At 46.5% G+C, this 15758-nt stretch carries 10 protein-coding genes, 16 tRNA genes and 1 rRNA gene; 1 reads left to right on the forward strand and 26 read right to left on the reverse strand.

Annotated features, from left to right (window positions below; genetic code table 11):
- Window positions 1–137: 137 nt before the first annotated feature.
- The 9 genes from MKX41_RS20295 to MKX41_RS20335 all read right to left on the reverse strand — a co-directional run bounded on the left by MKX41_RS20295 (window position 138) and on the right by MKX41_RS20335 (window position 10006).
- Complete coding sequence (locus MKX41_RS20295) at window positions 138–965, reverse strand: MetQ/NlpA family ABC transporter substrate-binding protein (protein ID WP_042191777.1); 828 nt, start codon at window positions 963–965, stop codon at window positions 138–140.
- Window positions 966–1036: 71 nt separating this feature from the next.
- Window positions 1037–1699, reverse strand: coding sequence for a methionine ABC transporter permease (locus MKX41_RS20300; RefSeq protein WP_042191779.1), 663 nt, complete (start codon window positions 1697–1699; stop codon window positions 1037–1039).
- The gene (locus MKX41_RS20305; protein WP_340975006.1) at window positions 1692–2453 is read right to left on the reverse strand and encodes a methionine ABC transporter ATP-binding protein; all 762 of its coding nucleotides are present in this window, start codon (window positions 2451–2453) and stop codon (window positions 1692–1694) included. The genes MKX41_RS20300 and MKX41_RS20305 overlap by 8 nt, the downstream gene beginning before the upstream one ends.
- 375 nt (window positions 2454–2828) lie before the next feature.
- A complete protein-coding gene (locus tag MKX41_RS20310) occupies window positions 2829–4226 on the reverse strand; it encodes an ADP-ribosylglycohydrolase family protein (RefSeq protein WP_340972827.1) in 1398 nt (465 codons plus the stop codon).
- A 3-nt stretch (window positions 4227–4229) separates the two neighbouring features.
- Window positions 4230–5183, reverse strand: a complete 954-nt coding sequence (locus MKX41_RS20315) for a nucleoside hydrolase (protein WP_076285325.1) — start codon at window positions 5181–5183, stop codon at window positions 4230–4232.
- Window positions 5184–5227: 44 nt separating this feature from the next.
- Window positions 5228–6166 carry an ABC transporter permease gene (locus MKX41_RS20320; RefSeq protein ID WP_042131005.1) on the reverse strand — a complete coding sequence of 313 codons (939 nt, stop codon included), beginning with the start codon at window positions 6164–6166 and terminating at the stop codon, window positions 5228–5230.
- On the reverse strand, window positions 6163–7209 hold the full coding sequence (locus MKX41_RS20325; protein WP_042131006.1) for an ABC transporter permease: 1047 nt from the start codon (window positions 7207–7209) through the stop codon (window positions 6163–6165). The genes MKX41_RS20320 and MKX41_RS20325 overlap by 4 nt, the downstream gene beginning before the upstream one ends.
- Window positions 7202–8764: an ABC transporter ATP-binding protein gene (locus MKX41_RS20330; protein WP_340972829.1), complete on the reverse strand. Its 1563-nt coding sequence runs from the start codon at window positions 8762–8764 to the stop codon at window positions 7202–7204. The genes MKX41_RS20325 and MKX41_RS20330 overlap by 8 nt, the downstream gene beginning before the upstream one ends.
- A gap of 102 nt (window positions 8765–8866) precedes the next feature.
- On the reverse strand, window positions 8867–10006 hold the full coding sequence (locus MKX41_RS20335) for a BMP family ABC transporter substrate-binding protein (RefSeq protein WP_339267182.1): 1140 nt from the start codon (window positions 10004–10006) through the stop codon (window positions 8867–8869).
- A gap of 327 nt (window positions 10007–10333) precedes the next feature.
- Between MKX41_RS20335 and MKX41_RS20340 the strand changes: the two genes are divergently transcribed.
- Window positions 10334–11083 carry an AraC family transcriptional regulator gene (locus tag MKX41_RS20340; RefSeq protein ID WP_042191790.1) on the forward strand — a complete coding sequence of 250 codons (750 nt, stop codon included), beginning with the start codon at window positions 10334–10336 and terminating at the stop codon, window positions 11081–11083.
- A 133-nt stretch (window positions 11084–11216) separates the two neighbouring features.
- On the opposite strand, the gene MKX41_RS20345 is transcribed toward MKX41_RS20340, so the two are convergent.
- From MKX41_RS20345 to MKX41_RS20425, 17 genes are all read right to left on the reverse strand, one after another.
- Window positions 11217–11295: transfer RNA gene (locus tag MKX41_RS20345), tRNA-Leu, on the reverse strand.
- A gap of 14 nt (window positions 11296–11309) precedes the next feature.
- Window positions 11310–11383: transfer RNA gene (locus MKX41_RS20350), tRNA-Cys, on the reverse strand.
- Window positions 11384–11395: 12 nt separating this feature from the next.
- A tRNA-Gly gene (locus MKX41_RS20355) sits at window positions 11396–11470 on the reverse strand.
- A 6-nt stretch (window positions 11471–11476) separates the two neighbouring features.
- Window positions 11477–11551 (reverse strand) — tRNA-Gln (locus MKX41_RS20360).
- A gap of 21 nt (window positions 11552–11572) precedes the next feature.
- Window positions 11573–11645, reverse strand: a tRNA-His gene (locus tag MKX41_RS20365).
- Between the two features lie 40 nt (window positions 11646–11685).
- Window positions 11686–11761: transfer RNA gene (locus MKX41_RS20370), tRNA-His, on the reverse strand.
- Window positions 11762–11797: 36 nt separating this feature from the next.
- Window positions 11798–11871, reverse strand: a tRNA-Trp gene (locus MKX41_RS20375).
- Between the two features lie 7 nt (window positions 11872–11878).
- A tRNA-Tyr gene (locus tag MKX41_RS20380) sits at window positions 11879–11964 on the reverse strand.
- 5 nt (window positions 11965–11969) lie between these two features.
- Window positions 11970–12045: transfer RNA gene (locus tag MKX41_RS20385), tRNA-Thr, on the reverse strand.
- 20 nt (window positions 12046–12065) lie between these two features.
- Window positions 12066–12141: transfer RNA gene (locus MKX41_RS20390), tRNA-Phe, on the reverse strand.
- A gap of 7 nt (window positions 12142–12148) precedes the next feature.
- Window positions 12149–12226: transfer RNA gene (locus MKX41_RS20395), tRNA-Asp, on the reverse strand.
- Window positions 12227–12252: 26 nt separating this feature from the next.
- A tRNA-Met gene (locus MKX41_RS20400) sits at window positions 12253–12329 on the reverse strand.
- Window positions 12330–12346: 17 nt separating this feature from the next.
- Window positions 12347–12422: transfer RNA gene (locus MKX41_RS20405), tRNA-Val, on the reverse strand.
- Between the two features lie 55 nt (window positions 12423–12477).
- Window positions 12478–12552 (reverse strand) — tRNA-Glu (locus MKX41_RS20410).
- A gap of 18 nt (window positions 12553–12570) precedes the next feature.
- A tRNA-Ser gene (locus tag MKX41_RS20415) sits at window positions 12571–12663 on the reverse strand.
- Between the two features lie 3 nt (window positions 12664–12666).
- Window positions 12667–12742: transfer RNA gene (locus MKX41_RS20420), tRNA-Asn, on the reverse strand.
- Between the two features lie 61 nt (window positions 12743–12803).
- A 23S ribosomal RNA gene (locus MKX41_RS20425) occupies window positions 12804–15732 on the reverse strand.
- Window positions 15733–15758: the final 26 nt, after the last annotated feature.

The raw sequence follows: 15758 nt of genomic DNA on the forward strand, positions 1-15758 counted from the left end.
AGCAGTTCTTACATTCTAGTGACACACCAAAATATCCCCACAAAGCGGGGCCTCCCAATACATACTTTCTGATATGTAAAAAAAGACTTGCCCATAATGGACAAGTCTCGTTGAATTACTAATCTAACTATTTAAGCTTATTTAAAAGCAGGCAACGCAATATCCGCATAGTTATCTTCAAGGAACTTCTTCACTTCTGGTCCGCTAATCCGTTTAGCTAGCTTCTGGATCGCATCAGAGTCCTTGTTGTCTTCACGCGCAACCAAGGTGATCGTGAATTCAGAATCCGCGCCTTCAGTAATCAGTGCATCTTTCTTTGGTGTCAATCCAAGCGGGCTGGCATAAGCCGGAGTCATTGCCACTAGATCTCCATCATCCAGCATACGGGCCAACATCAATAGATCCACTTCCTCAAACTTAAAGTTTTTTGGATTCTCAGTAATGTCTGCTTGTGTAGCCTTAATGCCTACACCTTCTTTTAGCTTAATCAAATCGGCTGCTGCGAACATTTGTAAAGAACGGCCGATATTTGAAGGGTCATTAGCCATTACTAGTGTTGCGCCTTCCGGCAGATCCGCAACATTCTTGTAACGCTTGGAGTATCCACCGTAAATAGCGTCATAGACAGGCTGTACCTCTACTAGATTGGAGCCTTTGCTTTCATTAAACTGCTTCATATAAGGAACATGTTGAAAAAAGTTAGCATCTACCTCTTTATTCGCCAAAGCCTCATTAGGCTGCACATTGTCAGATAGCACAACGATTTCAAGATCAATGCCATCTTCCTTCAGAAGTGGCTTCACAATATCCAGAATTTCCGTCATTGGTGGAATCAATGTAGCAATCTTTAATTTCGTTAGCTCATCGCTACCTTTTGCAGAATTGTTCTCGGCTGCTTTATTAGAGCCACAACCCGCTACGACCAATACCATTAACATAAGCACAACTATCATTGATTTTTTCATTACTACAACTAACCCCCAGTTTATATATTCAATCATTTTGTATTACAAAATTTGATGTACGGGTTGAACGATTAACGCTTATCTAACAGCCGTGAGATCGTACCTCCTGTGAATTGAACCAACTGAACCAATACAATCATCACAACAATCGCATAGATCATCACTTCAGTCTCAAAACGCTGATATCCGTAACGGATCGCAAAATCACCAACCCCGCCCCCTCCAACAACCCCCATTACGGTCGAGTAAGAGATAAAACTAATGGTGGAGGTAGTAAGTCCGAGCACTAGACCCGAACGAGCCTCTACATACAGAAACTTAAAGATCAACCCCAGCTTCGAGGCTCCCATAGACAACGCCGCTTCTATGACTCCTTTAGGAACCTCCAGCAAAGACTGCTCCACCAGACGAGAGTAATAAGCAATGGCAACAATGGATAACGGAACCGTGGCAGCCATTGTTCCAATCGCAGTTCCGACGAGGAAACGAGTGACCGGAATGAGTGCAACCACAAGCAGCAGGAATGGAAATGAACGGATAATATTTACGATGCTGTTGAGTACCAGTGACAATGTTTTATTCTCATAGAGCTGCCCTTTTCGGCAAAAAAACAACAACGTCCCGAGTGGAAGCCCCAGCAGCAGTGCGGCACCAACAGAAATACCGACCATTATAAAAGTTTCTCCGATCGATTCCCACATCTGTGCCTGATATTGAAGTACACTATCAAACATGCGTTTCCCCCGCTTTACCCAGAATTTGATCCCGGTAAGATCCAGTACGGACTGCAGCAGGCCGGAAATCACCATCTTGGCGTGAGAATGAATCTACGATTCGACCATTTTCCATCACCGATACGTCAGTGCATATGCTTTTGACAACATCCATCTCATGCGTAACAATCACTACCGTAACCCCAAGGCCCCCATTAATATGCTTCAGGACGTCTAGAATATCCGCAGTTGTTCCTGGATCTAGTGAGGATGTTGGTTCGTCACATAGCAATAGTCCTGGACTGTTCGAAAGCGCCCGGGCGATCGCCACACGTTGTCGCTGTCCTCCACTTAGCTGTGCGGGATATTGCTCTGCCTTATCAGCCAATCCGACAAAATCGAGACATTCCTTCACCCGCTTCATCCGTTCACGCTTCGGCACCCCCGCCAGTTCCAGAGGGATCGAAATGTTGCGGCTTACCGTGACGTTATTGACCAGATTAAATTGCTGAAAAATCATCCCAATCTTTTCCCTAGCTTTCCGTAGCTGTTTACTCGGCATTTCGGTTAAATTATGCCCTTCTACGGTAACTGTCCCTTGATCCGGCTTTTCCAGCAGATTAATCAATCGTAGCAGCGTGGATTTCCCTGCCCCGCTTTCACCAATAATCCCGTGAATCGATCCCTTCTTCACATCAAGCGATACATCATCTACCGCCTGATATGTGCCGTCCTTCAGCTTGAATCCTTTACTCACCCGACTCAGCGATAGGATTGCAAACTCCCCCTTCCTTTCCGTTTATTCTGAAACCTTCTAAGCCAAGGTTTGTACTATAATTATTTAAAAACTGTTTTACTAAAAATCTCTTTAAATAATAAGGCATTTTATGTTCTGTGTCATCATTTTTATTTTAATAATATATCAGATTAAAAGGATTAAAGAATAAAAGCCCATTATATCGGACTATTTTCACGTGCTTATCTCCCAATAAATGACTGAGCTTAATCCCTCTTCAAATCAGGATTCTCCTGTTACCTAACTCCTAAACCCGCTGTTACATCTATTTCAAGAACTAGATCGCCACGAAAAAAAAGGATGTCTAAGCTCGATAGCTTAAGACATCCTTTCATTCTTTTCGTAATCCTTGATCTAAGACTTTTCGCCAAGCTCTCCTCGAATCTTCAAGAAGACCTGATAGCTGCGCTCCGCGCATTCCGAAATCGCTATCGGATGAAAACCAGGTAGATCCGCATATAGCGTATCATGGAGCGGTTCAATCCACGAAGCCGGCAACACACTTGCTCCAAGCTTCGCTCCCATAATAGAACCCACTGTAGCACCATTACAGTCTGTATCCATTCCTCCGTAAACGGATGTAACGACCGCTTTTTCAAAATCATTCCCGCCATAGACCAGCGAAGCAGCTACAAGAGCAGCATTATTATTGGTGTGCACCGCATCATAGTGGCTGAATGTATCCCAAATCTTACTTACCAACTCCCGCTCACTTTTGGCCTTCTGCGCAATATCTATACCTCGTAGAACGTCACTTGCCAGGCGACTAGTACTAGGGATCTCACTAAGACCAATCTCAAGAACACGCTCGTTATCTTTTTCAGCAAAAGCAGCCGAAATCATCGCCGCATTAAACATCTCACCATAGATTCCGTTCTTCACATGTGAAAAAGAAGCATCGCGCCAGCCTAACTCCGCTGCAAGCTCAGGATGGCCTGCTGCACCATAAGCCAGTCCATCTGCGCGTATAGCCGCACCAATCCACTCCCGGTATGGATTTAAGTGCATCCGCACTCTTTCCTGCCGCGCCAGCCAATCCGCAGGCTTCTCACCATGCAGATGAGACGTTTCCTGCGCAAAATTCATATACGACTGTGTCTCTGCCGTACATACCTGGGCGTATGTCAGATGTTTATGCCAGAGCTTCCCGATATCCCAAGAATCCCAGCTCAGCCCCTTTTGCTCCAGCAACATAAGGCCAAGAACCGTGTAACGAATATCATCATCGCTCTCCATAAACTTAATAGTCTCGCTGGTACTCGCATACGTCCAATCACTTAAACCAAGACTATAATCTGCCTCTGCCCGTGAATGCCCAGGCGTATAGCCAGTAATAGGCCATGCATCGGCACCCCGGAACCACAGCTCGATATTCTCCCAACCCGGACGTCCATCTTTACCGTAGAGGTAGTCCCAATACTCCAATGGTTTGCCAAGTGCGCAACCGACGCTTCTACCTAGCCAAGCTCCGTAGAACTTATCTCTCCATTCTGCTTCGCTCCAGTCAGCCTCAAGCTTGCGTGGACCTTCTGGACGAAGACGACGAATCTCCTCCAGTGAAGACGGCTCTTCATAAGGAAAGTCCTCAGCAACCGTGAGCTCCATCAACTCGTTGTATACTTGCATCAGCTTAATCTCATCGGCACCTGCAGCGGCTAGTTTATCCGCGAAGCCTTCAATCTTGCAGCCTTCTTCTCCACGCTGAACCAATTCAAACTGAACCGTCTCCTGAAGTCTCTCCCATCCTGCCATAGGTTAGTTCCCTTCAGCCGCAAGCAGCTCTTGATCTAGCTTTTCCAGTGAATCAAAAATCAACTTCATAAATGCTTCCCGGTCTACTCCCACCAGGACTTCTACATTCGCTGGGCGATCCGTCTTCTTTCGTTTGTCTGCAACCGTCATTCCCCGCGTCAGCTTACCTTCTGTCTCTACCGTTACATATAGATGCTCGGATTCAAACAGTTCTGGGTGCAAGAGCCAAGCTACGGCGCATGGATCATGCAGTGCACTACCGACATAGCCCATTTTCTTTCCGAAGATCGAATAGAAATCTAACAGTTCTCCGACCATAGTGGACACTGGCCCACGCTCTTTCAATGCTACGATCTCATCTTCGAAAATGGCTGCCTTATCGGTCACATCCAGACCACTCATCGTAATCGGAATACCCGATTCAAACACGATACGAGCAGCTTCAGGATCTACATAGATGTTAAACTCCGCAGTAGAGGTTACATTTCCATAAGAAATTCCTCCGCCCATCAGTGAAATCTTTTCAATTCTTTCCTTAATCTCTGGATAAGCAGTGATTAGCAGGGCGATATTTGTTAAAGGAGCCATCGGTACGAGCGTAATCTTCTCCTCCGAAGAACGGATAATATTCAGCATGAATTCCACAGCGCCTTCTTCTACAGGCCGGAATTTACTTGGTGGCAATAGTGGGCCGTCCATGCCAGATTCACCATGCGCTTCCTCACCTGTAACAAGCTTGCCGAACAGCGGACCCGCAGCCCCTTTGGCTACAGGAATATCAGCATTCACAAAGCTGATCACTTTAAGTGCGTTTTCTGTGATTTTATCGAGGATCTGGTTTCCACCAACCGTTGTAATCCCGCGCAGATCCAGCTTCTCCGAATTTGCTATTGCAAGCAGGATAGCGATTGCGTCATCATGCCCTGGATCGCAGTCAATAATAATAGGTGTTCGCATAGTCATTCACTCCTTAGTTGTATAAATCCTCGTTACTCTTATCGCTATTTCACTAGCGGGCTTTTAAGTTTTTTATTCTTTTTCCGTGTCTCAGATACGGCATAGATCACTAGTCCAATTACCGTTGCTACATAAGGAAGCGTCGCGATCAGTTCTGCAGGAATCTTCAAGACCTGTAGCGCATTCGACAAGGCGTCTGCCGTACCAAATAATAGAGAGGTCAGCGCCGTACCCACTGTCGTACTTCTCCCCATAGACTCTGCGGCAATCGCAATCCAGCCCCGACCAGCGATCATATCGCGAGTGAACAGTGACAGGTAACCCATCGACATGTAAGCTCCACCCAAACCAGCGAAAAATCCACTAAGCAGCAAAGCCATATACTGTATTTTCACAACACTTACTCCTACAGATTGAGCCGCATGTGGATTTTCACCCACTGAACGAATGCGCAGACCAAGCGGTGTACGGTTTAAGAGATAGTAGACAACAAACACAGCAATAATAGATACATACGTCAAAATGTGATGTCCTGATAGAATAGGCCCCAGCACCGGAATGTCCTTCAGCAAAGGAATCTCTACACTAGGTAGCACTTTACTCGCCAGAGAAGTAGAAGAACCCTTGTCTCCACTCAGCAGATAAAGAATAAACACGGTTCCTCCCGAAGCGAACATATTAATAGCTACGCCGCCGAGAATGATATGTGTTTTAAATTTCAGTGTGAAAAAAGCTAATATTCCAGCGATCAGTGTTCCGGACATCACAGCCCCAAGTAAGCCTACCCACGCACTATGCGTGTAGCTGCTTACAATGACACCGGCTAACGCCGCGACAAGCATGATGCCTTCCATACCAATGTTGATGATGCCAGCCCTATTAGAGATTAACGCTCCCAATGCGGCGAACAGAATCGGTGTCGTCACTCGAAGAACAGAAAACGCAAAGTCAGTCGTAAAAATTACATCAAACAAGCTGTTCACGCTTCCTTCGCCTCCTTCAAGAGCATCCGATTTTTCCAGAACTTCAGAAATTGTTCAGCCGAAATCAGAAGAATGATAATCGCCTGTATAATAGAAATCATCTCTGAAGGTACATCCGATAGACGTGCCATCATGTCGGCTCCGATCCGGATATATGCAAGGAACAATGCAGCGCCGATTACGGATAGCGGATTATTCTTGGCTAACATCGCTACAAGAGCACCATCTAAGCCATAACCTGGTAACGATGTCCATTGGAATCGATTGTACATCCCTAGCACTTCTACGGAACCACCCATTCCCGCGATAAAACCAGCAATCAAGTGAACCAGTATAATAACTTTCGCGGTCTTCATGCCTGAATAACGTGCAAAGTTCCGGTTGATGCCTGTCATTCGCAGCTCATATCCCCATTTAGTCTTGTATAGGAATAAATGCGCTGCAATAATAAGCACGATAACGATAATAAGTCCGGTATGAATACGGGTGCCAGGTACCATTTTACTCAGCAGTGCCGTTTTCTCGAATTTGTAGGATACATTGGCAAATGCTTTTGCATCACGTAAGTGATAGTTCAGTAGATATAAACCTACTCCAAACAAAATATTATTGAACATCAAGGATGTAACGAGCTCATTAGCATTCCATTTGGCTTTGAGGATCCCGGGTATTGCCGAGAGCAACGCACCAACAATAGAACCCGCAGCAATAGCTACGATCGGATGAAGCCACCCGTCCAGCGTTAAATGAATAGCCAACACGGAAGTTACAACACCGGAGAAATAGAAAATCCCTTCAGCTCCCAAATTGAACATATTTGCCCGGAACAACAAGGAAACTGCTAGCCCAGTGAACATGAGCGGAATGGCCATCTCAATCACATTACCGATATGACCTTTACTGGATAGCGGCTCAAATAGGAATATCCCAATCGTCTTCACCGGCTGATTGCTGACCAATGAGATGATCAGAAAAGCAATAGCGAGTGCAATTACGATTACTGCCGATGTTCGAATGTATTCAAAATATTTTACTTTAAACATGATTTACGGCCCTCCTGATTTGCTCCTCGTCCTGTCGATGAATCCCTAGCATATAAAGCCCTAATTCTTCTTCACTAACCTTGGAAGGCTCCTCGAAAAAGGCAACAATCTTTCCTTCATACATCACTAGTAGACTATCGCTGATCTCCAAGATCTCATTTAAGTCTGCTGACACTAGCAAAATAGCGCAATCGTCTGAGCGCAGCTCCAACAGCTTTTGATGTATGAACTGCGCCGCGCCTATATCCACGCCCCGTGTCGGCTGCTCTGCAATAAGCAGTTGCGGTTCTGTAGAACACTCTCTAGCTACGACAACCTTCTGCATGTTACCACCTGATAACATACCTATTGGCTGAGAAGGTCCCGAACAGCGGACTTTAAATTCTTCTACAAGTGATACTGCAAGCTTGGCAATTCGTGATCCATTTAAAAAGGGTCCTTTATTCATAGCTTTTGTACGATACTGAGTGGACAGCAGATTATCCGCTATGCTCGCATCACTGGCTATCCCTTGATGCATCCGATCCTCTGGGATATAGGAAACGCCTAGCTTACGAATATCTAAAATATCCGATTCACGAATATCTTTTCCCTTCACTAGCACAGAGCCTTGGCTTGAGACCCCTCTTAGGCTACCCGTAAGAGCCTCAATGAGCTGTGTCTGCCCATTCCCTTCTACACCAGCAATCCCGATAATTTGTCCTCCGCGTACTGCAAAGTTGATATCTGTTAGCAACGCTTTGCCGTGTGCATCATTTACACTTAAGCCCTGCACAGTAATTACCGGCTCCCCAATAGACAGAATCTCCTTGTCATATTTCAACACGACGTCTCTGCCCACCATAAGGCGTGAGATTTCTTGCTCCGTGACATCCTTCGTTTGGAAGACACCTTCACTACGTCCACTACGCATGATCGTAATTCTGTCACAGATCGCTTTAACTTCTTTCAACTTGTGTGAAATAAAAACAATCGTATGACCCTGCTCTCTTAACTGCTTAAGCTCCCGGAACAATTCCTCTGTTTCCTGTGGGGTCAACACTGCGGTCGGCTCATCCAGAACGAGGATTTTTGCACCACGCAGCAGCGCCTTCAGAATTTCAACCTTTTGCTTCATACCAACCGTGAGATCCTCCACTTTTGCTTTTGGATCCACTGCCAGATTGTATTTTTTCGCAGTCTCTTCGGTCATGCGTACAGCTTCTGCATAATTGATGCCAACGCCCTTACGAGGTTCCATGCCCAGCACCATGTTCTCTGCTACCGTAAAAGAAGGGACCAGCATAAAATGCTGGTGAACCATACCAATCCCTCTATCAATGGCATCCTGAGCAGATTGCAGCTTCACTTTTTCACCCTTGATAAAGATTTCACCTTCACTAGGCTCTTCCATGCCGAACATGATCTTCATTAAAGTTGATTTACCAGCGCCGTTCTCGCCCGCAATCGCATGAATTTCTCCCTCACGTAAAGAAAAATGCACGTCTTTATTTGCAACGACACCATTGGGATACACCTTGGTAATTCCCCGCATTTCCAGCAGAGCTTTGTTCATAGGTCTCAACGCCTTTCGACTTGGAGGTCTGCAAAAATATACAGCTGGAATTCTTCTAAAAGAAGAATCTCCAACTGTAGGTTTATCACTTTATAGCTATACTTAAGGCTTAACTGCGTTACGAATGGCTTCTACTTCAGAGGTTTCCATTCCCATCGCGTTATCTACTGTAATTTCTTTATTGATCAGCTTTTGCTTCACTTCTTCAACTTTAGCCTGAAGATCGGCAGGAAAGATATTTTTATAGATCTCATTCTCTGCAATGCCTACACCATCATCTACAAAGCTCAACACATCACGTTTACCCATCTCAAGTGTACCGTCTTGTAATCTCTTCACGGCACCCAGAATAGCACTATCAATCTTTTTAATAGATGAAGTAACGATCAAGTTTGCTTTTTCGCTATCTGTATCGTTAAGCAACATCGCCTGATCGGAGTCTACACCGATAGCATATTTCTTCTTCTCCTTAGCTGCATCAAAGATCCCAAGACCTGTACCCCCAGCCACGTTAAAAATAACGTCCACACCGGAGTTATATTGAATCAGCGAAAGCTCCTTGCCTTTAGCCGGGTTAACAAAATCGCCAGCATATGATACAGCGACCTTCACATCAGGATCAACATATTGAGCGCCCTGAATGTAGCCTACCAAGAAAGCGTTAATTCCTGGAATGTCCATGCCGCCTACAAAACCGATCACATTCTCAGGATTAGCATTTTCCATATCCGATTGTGTAGCTAGCGCCGCTACAGCACCTGCTAGAAAAGATACTTCATTTGTTGCATAAGACATGTTGTACATATTCTCTGGTGCTTCATCTATATCGGTATCATAGTTAATGAACTTTTTGTCAGGATATAATTCAGCCGTTGCATTAAACATCTCTGTAATTTCCGATCCGCCAGAAATAATAACATCCCAGTCCTCAGCGGCGATATCGTTAAACGTAGGCTCCCATTTCGTTTTATCGACACCCATTTCTACAACTTTTGTTTCTGCACCCAGCTCATCCTTAACCTTTTGCAAACCGCTATTCGCAGAGTCAAAGAAAGATTTATCTCCAAGCGTTCCTGGAATCAGAAGTACAACTTTGAGTTTATCCCCTGAACCTGTTTCTCCACCTTCAGCTGCATTAGATCCTGCATTCGCGGAAGATCCATTACTCGACGTATTATTTCCACAGGCTGTGACCATTACCATTACTACTAGTAACAACAAAGAAAGAACTTTCTTTTTCATTTTTTCTATTCCCCCTATTTATAGTTGGTTAGTAATTTGAGAGATTCTCCTTCTTAGTCCGTTGTATATTTCACGATTTAGATGGAAACTCTCATTTTTCATGTAACATTGTCAAAATTTTAATGATTTTAACGAATACACTCAAAAAAAGAGAGAAAATTATAATTTTTACGAATAATCCGACTAATTTCCGAACGAGATGGCCAGTCAGGTTGCTAATCTTCGGATTTCTTGATACGATCATATCAAATATTAATGAAAATAATTATATGATTTCGGTCATAATTTTGTGCGATTCGGCTAAAACATAATTATTGGAGGCTCATCATGGATCGTGTTCTATATATTGTAAATGCAGCACATGAGGTTAATACCTATATTCCACCACACCAGCATGAATGTTATGAACTAGTCTATTATTTAAACGGATTAGGAACTACCAATGTAGGTTCGCGAAGTTATCATTTTCGTTCTTCTTCATTCGCGCTGATACCACCCAATCATAAACATGACGAGAATCATCGCGAGGATGCTACTATACTATTTGTAGGCTTCCATTCAAATCACCCAAATATGGAGAATTTGCAAGGCGTATATGAAGATGATAAAGACCATACTGTTCTACAGATCTTGCTTCGAATGAAAGCAGAGTTTACGCGCAAACAAGATGGATTCTCTGAACTATTGAACCTTCAAATGAGCGAAATCACTGTTCATCTGATACGGCTTCTTAGCGCCTCTGGGTTTCAATCACCAACGGAAGACAGAGTCCAATATGTTCTAAACTATATGAATGAGCATTACCGCCATAAGCTATCGGTCGCAACACTTTCTGAGATGTCTGGATACAGCTATGATCGTTTCCGCCATTTATTTAAAGAACGATTCGGTTCTTCACCTCTGCGCTATCTACTATTGAAACGTCTGGATTATGCAAAGTCTCTCTTGCAACATACCCAAATGCATATCTCTGAAGTATCAGCTGCTGCTGGGTTTGTGAATGACGCCCAATTCTGCAATATGTTTAAACGTGAAATTGGTCTCACCCCACGAGCATTCCGACTAAGCAGTCAATAAAACAACACTCCACACAAAAAGGCCGTTGATTAGAGACGCCTCTAATTCAACGGCTTAAGAATAAAAGCTCAAAGACAAAGAAAAAAGGTTTGTAAAGTTGCTTATACAAGCAACTTTACAAACCTTTTTGATATACCGGCGAGAGGACTCGAACCTCCACGGTTTCCCTCTCGATTTTGAGTCGAGCGCGTCTGCCATTCCGCCACGCCGGCACATATGAACTTAATGGAGGCGCCACCCAGATTTGAACTGGGGATAAAGCTTTTGCAGAGCTTTGCCTTACCACTTGGCTATGGCGCCATATGAAAACTTTGGAGCGGACGACGGGAATCGAACCCGCGACCCTCGCCTTGGCAAGGCGATGCTCTACCGCTGAGCCACGTCCGCATAAAATGGCTGGGGATATAGGATTTGAACCTATGCGTGACGGAGTCAAAGTCCGTTGCCTTACCGCTTGGCTAATCCCCAATAACATTTTAAAATAAAAGGGGCGACTGATGGGTCTCGAACCCACGAATGCCGGAACCACAATCCGGTGCGTTAACCACTTCGCCACAATCGCCATATTAAACTAATATTGTTGCTGTTCTTCTTAAAGTAAATGGGGCGACCGATGGGACTTGAACCCACGAATGCCGGATCCACAAACCGGTGCGTTAACCCCTTCGCCACGACCGCCATATTAAACTTTAGAGAAAGACTTTAGATAAAGATTGGCAGGGGCAGCAGGAATTGAACCCACACCAACGGTTTTGGAGACCGTTGTTCTACCTTTAAACTATGCCCCTAAAAAAATGGTGGGGGATGATGGATTCGAACCACCGAACACGTACGTGAGCAGATTTACAGTCTGATGCGTTTGGCCACTTCGCTAATCCCCCAAAGATGGTGCCGGCGAGAGGACTTGAACCCCCAACCTACTGATTACAAGTCAGTTGCTCTACCAATTGAGCTACACCGGCATATTAAGTTGTATACTATATGGTGGCTCGAGACGGATTCGAACCGCCGACACGAGGATTTTCAGTCCTCTGCTCTACCGACTGAGCTATCGAGCCAAGAAAATGGCGGAACCGACGAGATTCGAACTCGCGATCTCCTGCGTGACAGGCAGGCATGTTAGGCCAACTACACCACGGTTCCAAAAGATATAATTACTTGATGAAAATTGGTTGCGGGGGCAGGATTTGAACCTGCGGCCTTCGGGTTATGAGCCCGACGAGCTACCGGGCTGCTCCACCCCGCGTCGTTCTTAAATGAATATGGTGGAGGCTGAGGGGATCGAACCCCCGACCCTCTGCTTGTAAGGCAGATGCTCTCCCAGCTGAGCTAAGCCTCCGTAAACAACAATTGTTATTGTACCAAAGTCCACTATGTAAAATCAAGTGAAAATTTGGTGACCCGTATGGGATTCGAACCCATGTTACCTCCGTGAAAGGGAGGTGTCTTAACCCCTTGACCAACGGGCCATACTAAGTAAAAATTTGTGGCGGAGAGAGAGGGATTCGAACCCTCGAGACGCTTGTGGCGCCTACACGATTTCCAATCGTGCTCCTTCGGCCAAACTCGGACACCTCTCCATATGGCTCCCCGAACAGGACTCGAACCTGTGACAACTCGATTAACAGTCGAGTGCTCTACCAACTGAGCTATCAGGGAATATTCATACCAGGCTTAATCGCCTGAAAACTGAATCCGAATTGAATTTGCGTTCTAAGTATAGGATAAGCCCTCGACCGATTAGTATTGGTCAGCTCCATGCATTACTGCACTTCCACCTCCAACCTATCTACCTCGTCGTCTTCAAGGGGTCTTACTAATTGGGAAATCTCATCTTGAGGGGGGCTTCACGCTTAGATGCTTTCAGCGCTTATCCCGTCCGTACGTAGCTACCCAGCCATGCTTCTGGCGAAACAACTGGTGCACCAGCGGTACGTCCATCCCGGTCCTCTCGTACTAAGGACAGCTCCTCTCAAATTTCCTGCGCCCACGACAGATAGGGACCGAACTGTCTCACGACGTTCTGAACCCAGCTCGCGTACCGCTTTAATGGGCGAACAGCCCAACCCTTGGGACCTACTTCAGCCCCAGGATGCGATGAGCCGACATCGAGGTGCCAAACCTCCCCGTCGATGTGGACTCTTGGGGGAGATAAGCCTGTTATCCCCAGGGTAGCTTTTATCCGTTGAGCGATGGCCCTTCCATGCGGTACCACCGGATCACTAAGTCCGACTTTCGTCCCTGCTCGACTTGTAGGTCTCGCAGTCAAGCTCCCTTATGCCTTTGCACTCTTCGAATGATTTCCAACCATTCTGAGGGAACCTTGGAACGCCTCCGTTACTCTTTAGGAGGCGACCGCCCCAGTCAAACTGCCCGCCTGACACGGTCCCCGTACCCGATTAGGGTACTAGGTTAGAACCTAGATACGATCAGGGTGGTATCCCAACGGCGCCTCCACCGAAGCTTGCGCTCCGATTTCTACGGCTCCCACCTATCCTGTACAGATCGTACCCAAATTCAATATCAAGCTGCAGTAAAGCTCCATGGGGTCTTTCCGTCTTGTCGCGGGTAACCTGCATCTTCACAGGTATTAAAATTTCACCGGATCTCTCGTTGAGACAGCGCCCAAGTCGTTACGCCATTCGTGCGGGTCAGAATTTACCTGACAAGGAATTTCGCTACCTTAGGACCGTTATAGTTACGGCCGCCGTTTACTGGGGCTTCGGTTCATAGCTTCGGGTTACCCCTAACCACTCCCCTTAACCTTCCAGCACCGGGCAGGCGTCAGCCCGTATACTTCGCCTTGCGGCTTCGCACAGACCTGTGTTTTTGCTAAACAGTCGCTTGGGCCTTTTCACTGCGGCCCCCTCGTGCTATTCACACTACCGGGGCACCCCTTCTCCCGAAGTTACGGGGTCATTTTGCCGAGTTCCTTAACGAGAGTTCTTCCGCGCGCCTTAGAATTCTCTTCTCGCCTACCTGTGTCGGTTTGCGGTACGGGCACCTTCTCCTGGCTAGAGGCTTTTCTTGGCAGTGTGAGATCATGACCTTCGCTACTGTAATTTTCGCTCCCCATCACAGCCCAGCCTTAACGATGTGCGGATTTGCCTACACATCAGCCTCACTGCTTAGACGGACATATCCATCAGTCCGCGTCACTACCCTCCTGCGTCACCCCATCGCTCATAGCGGATTACGGTGGTACAGTAATTTCAAACTGTTGTCCTTCGACTACGCCTTTCGGCCTCGCCTTAGGTCCCGACTTACCCTGAGCGGACGAGCCTTCCTCAGGAAACCTTGGGCTTTCGGCGGATCAGATTCTCACTGATCTTTTCGTTACTCATACCGGCATTCTCACTTGTATGCTGTCCAGCGCTCCTTACGGTACACCTTCAACCCACATACAACGCTCCCCTACCCCAGATACATACGTATCTAGCCATAGCTTCGGTGGTGTGTTTAGCCCCGTTACATTTTCGGCGCAGAGTCACTCGACCAGTGAGCTATTACGCACTCTTTCAATGGTGGCTGCTTCTAAGCCAACATCCTGGTTGTCTGTGCAACTCCACATCCTTTCCCACTTAACACACACTTGGGGACCTTAGCTGATGGTCTGGGCTGTTTCCCTTTTGACAATGGATCTTAGCACTCACTGTCTGACTCCCGGCAATAAGTATATGGCATTCGGAGTTTGACTGAGCTTGGTAATCCTTGCGGACCCCGCACCCAATCAGTGCTCTACCTCCACTACTCTTATACCGAGGCTAGCCCTAAAGCTATTTCGGGGAGAACCAGCTATCTCCGAGTTCGATTGGAATTTCTCCGCTACCCCCACCTCATCCCCGCATTTTTCAACATGCGTGGGTTCGGGCCTCCAGTGCGTGTTACCGCACCTTCACCCTGGACAGGGGTAGATCACACGGTTTCGGGTCTACGTCCACATACTCAATCGCCCTATTCAGACTCGCTTTCGCTGCGGCTCCGTCTTCTCGACTTAACCTTGCATGTTAAACGTAACTCGCCGGTTCATTCTACAAAAGGCACGCCATCACCCATTAATAGGGCTCTGACTTTTTGTAAGCACACGGTTTCAGGTTCTATTTCACTCCCCTTCCGGGGTGCTTTTCACCTTTCCCTCACGGTACTGTTTCACTATCGGTCGCCAGGTAGTATTTAGCCTTAGCAGATGGTCCTGCTGGATTCATACGGGGTTTCACGTGCCCCGCACTACTCGGGATCCGTCTCGGAGAGAACACAGTTTAGGCTACAGGGCTTTTACCTCTATCGCGGGCCTTTCCAGACCTCTTCACCTACCATATTCCTTTGTAACTCCATGTGAGACGTCCCACAACCCCTAAGAGCAAGCTCTTAGGTTTAGGCTGTTCCGCGTTCGCTCGCCGCTACTGACGGAATCACTATTGTTTTCTCTTCCTCAGGGTACTTAGATGTTTCAGTTCCCCTGGTCTGCCTCTACATCTCCTATGTGTTCAGAGATGAGTAACTGCGAATTACCACAGCTGGGTTTCCCCATTCGGACACCCCCGGATCAAAGCTTGCTTACAGCTCCCCGAGGCAGTTTCGTTGTTCGCCACGTCCTTCGTCGGCTCCTGGCGCCTAGGCATCCTCCGTGTGCTCTTATTAGCTTAACCTCGATTTTTCCACAGGAAAATATCAT

This window comes from Paenibacillus sp. FSL R5-0475, from assembly GCF_038004585.1.
GTDB lineage: Bacteria > Bacillota > Bacilli > Paenibacillales > Paenibacillaceae > Paenibacillus_AQ.

What these genes read in the sequence shown, in the direction of transcription:
- MKX41_RS20340 (WP_042191790.1), top strand. Translation starts at nt 10,334, where the DNA reads ATGGATCGTGTTCTATATATTGTAAATGCAGCACATGAGGTTAATACC.
- MKX41_RS20310 (WP_340972827.1), bottom strand. Translation starts at nt 4,226, where the DNA reads ATGGCAGGATGGGAGAGACTTCAGGAGACGGTTCAGTTTGAATTGGTT.
- MKX41_RS20335 (WP_339267182.1), bottom strand. Translation starts at nt 10,006, where the DNA reads ATGAAAAAGAAAGTTCTTTCTTTGTTGTTACTAGTAGTAATGGTAATG.
- MKX41_RS20325 (WP_042131006.1), bottom strand. Translation starts at nt 7,209, where the DNA reads ATGTTTAAAGTAAAATATTTTGAATACATTCGAACATCGGCAGTAATC.
- MKX41_RS20315 (WP_076285325.1), bottom strand. Translation starts at nt 5,183, where the DNA reads ATGCGAACACCTATTATTATTGACTGCGATCCAGGGCATGATGACGCA.
- MKX41_RS20295 (WP_042191777.1), bottom strand. Translation starts at nt 965, where the DNA reads ATGAAAAAATCAATGATAGTTGTGCTTATGTTAATGGTATTGGTCGTA.
- MKX41_RS20330 (WP_340972829.1), bottom strand. Translation starts at nt 8,764, where the DNA reads ATGAACAAAGCTCTGCTGGAAATGCGGGGAATTACCAAGGTGTATCCC.
- MKX41_RS20300 (WP_042191779.1), bottom strand. Translation starts at nt 1,699, where the DNA reads ATGTTTGATAGTGTACTTCAATATCAGGCACAGATGTGGGAATCGATC.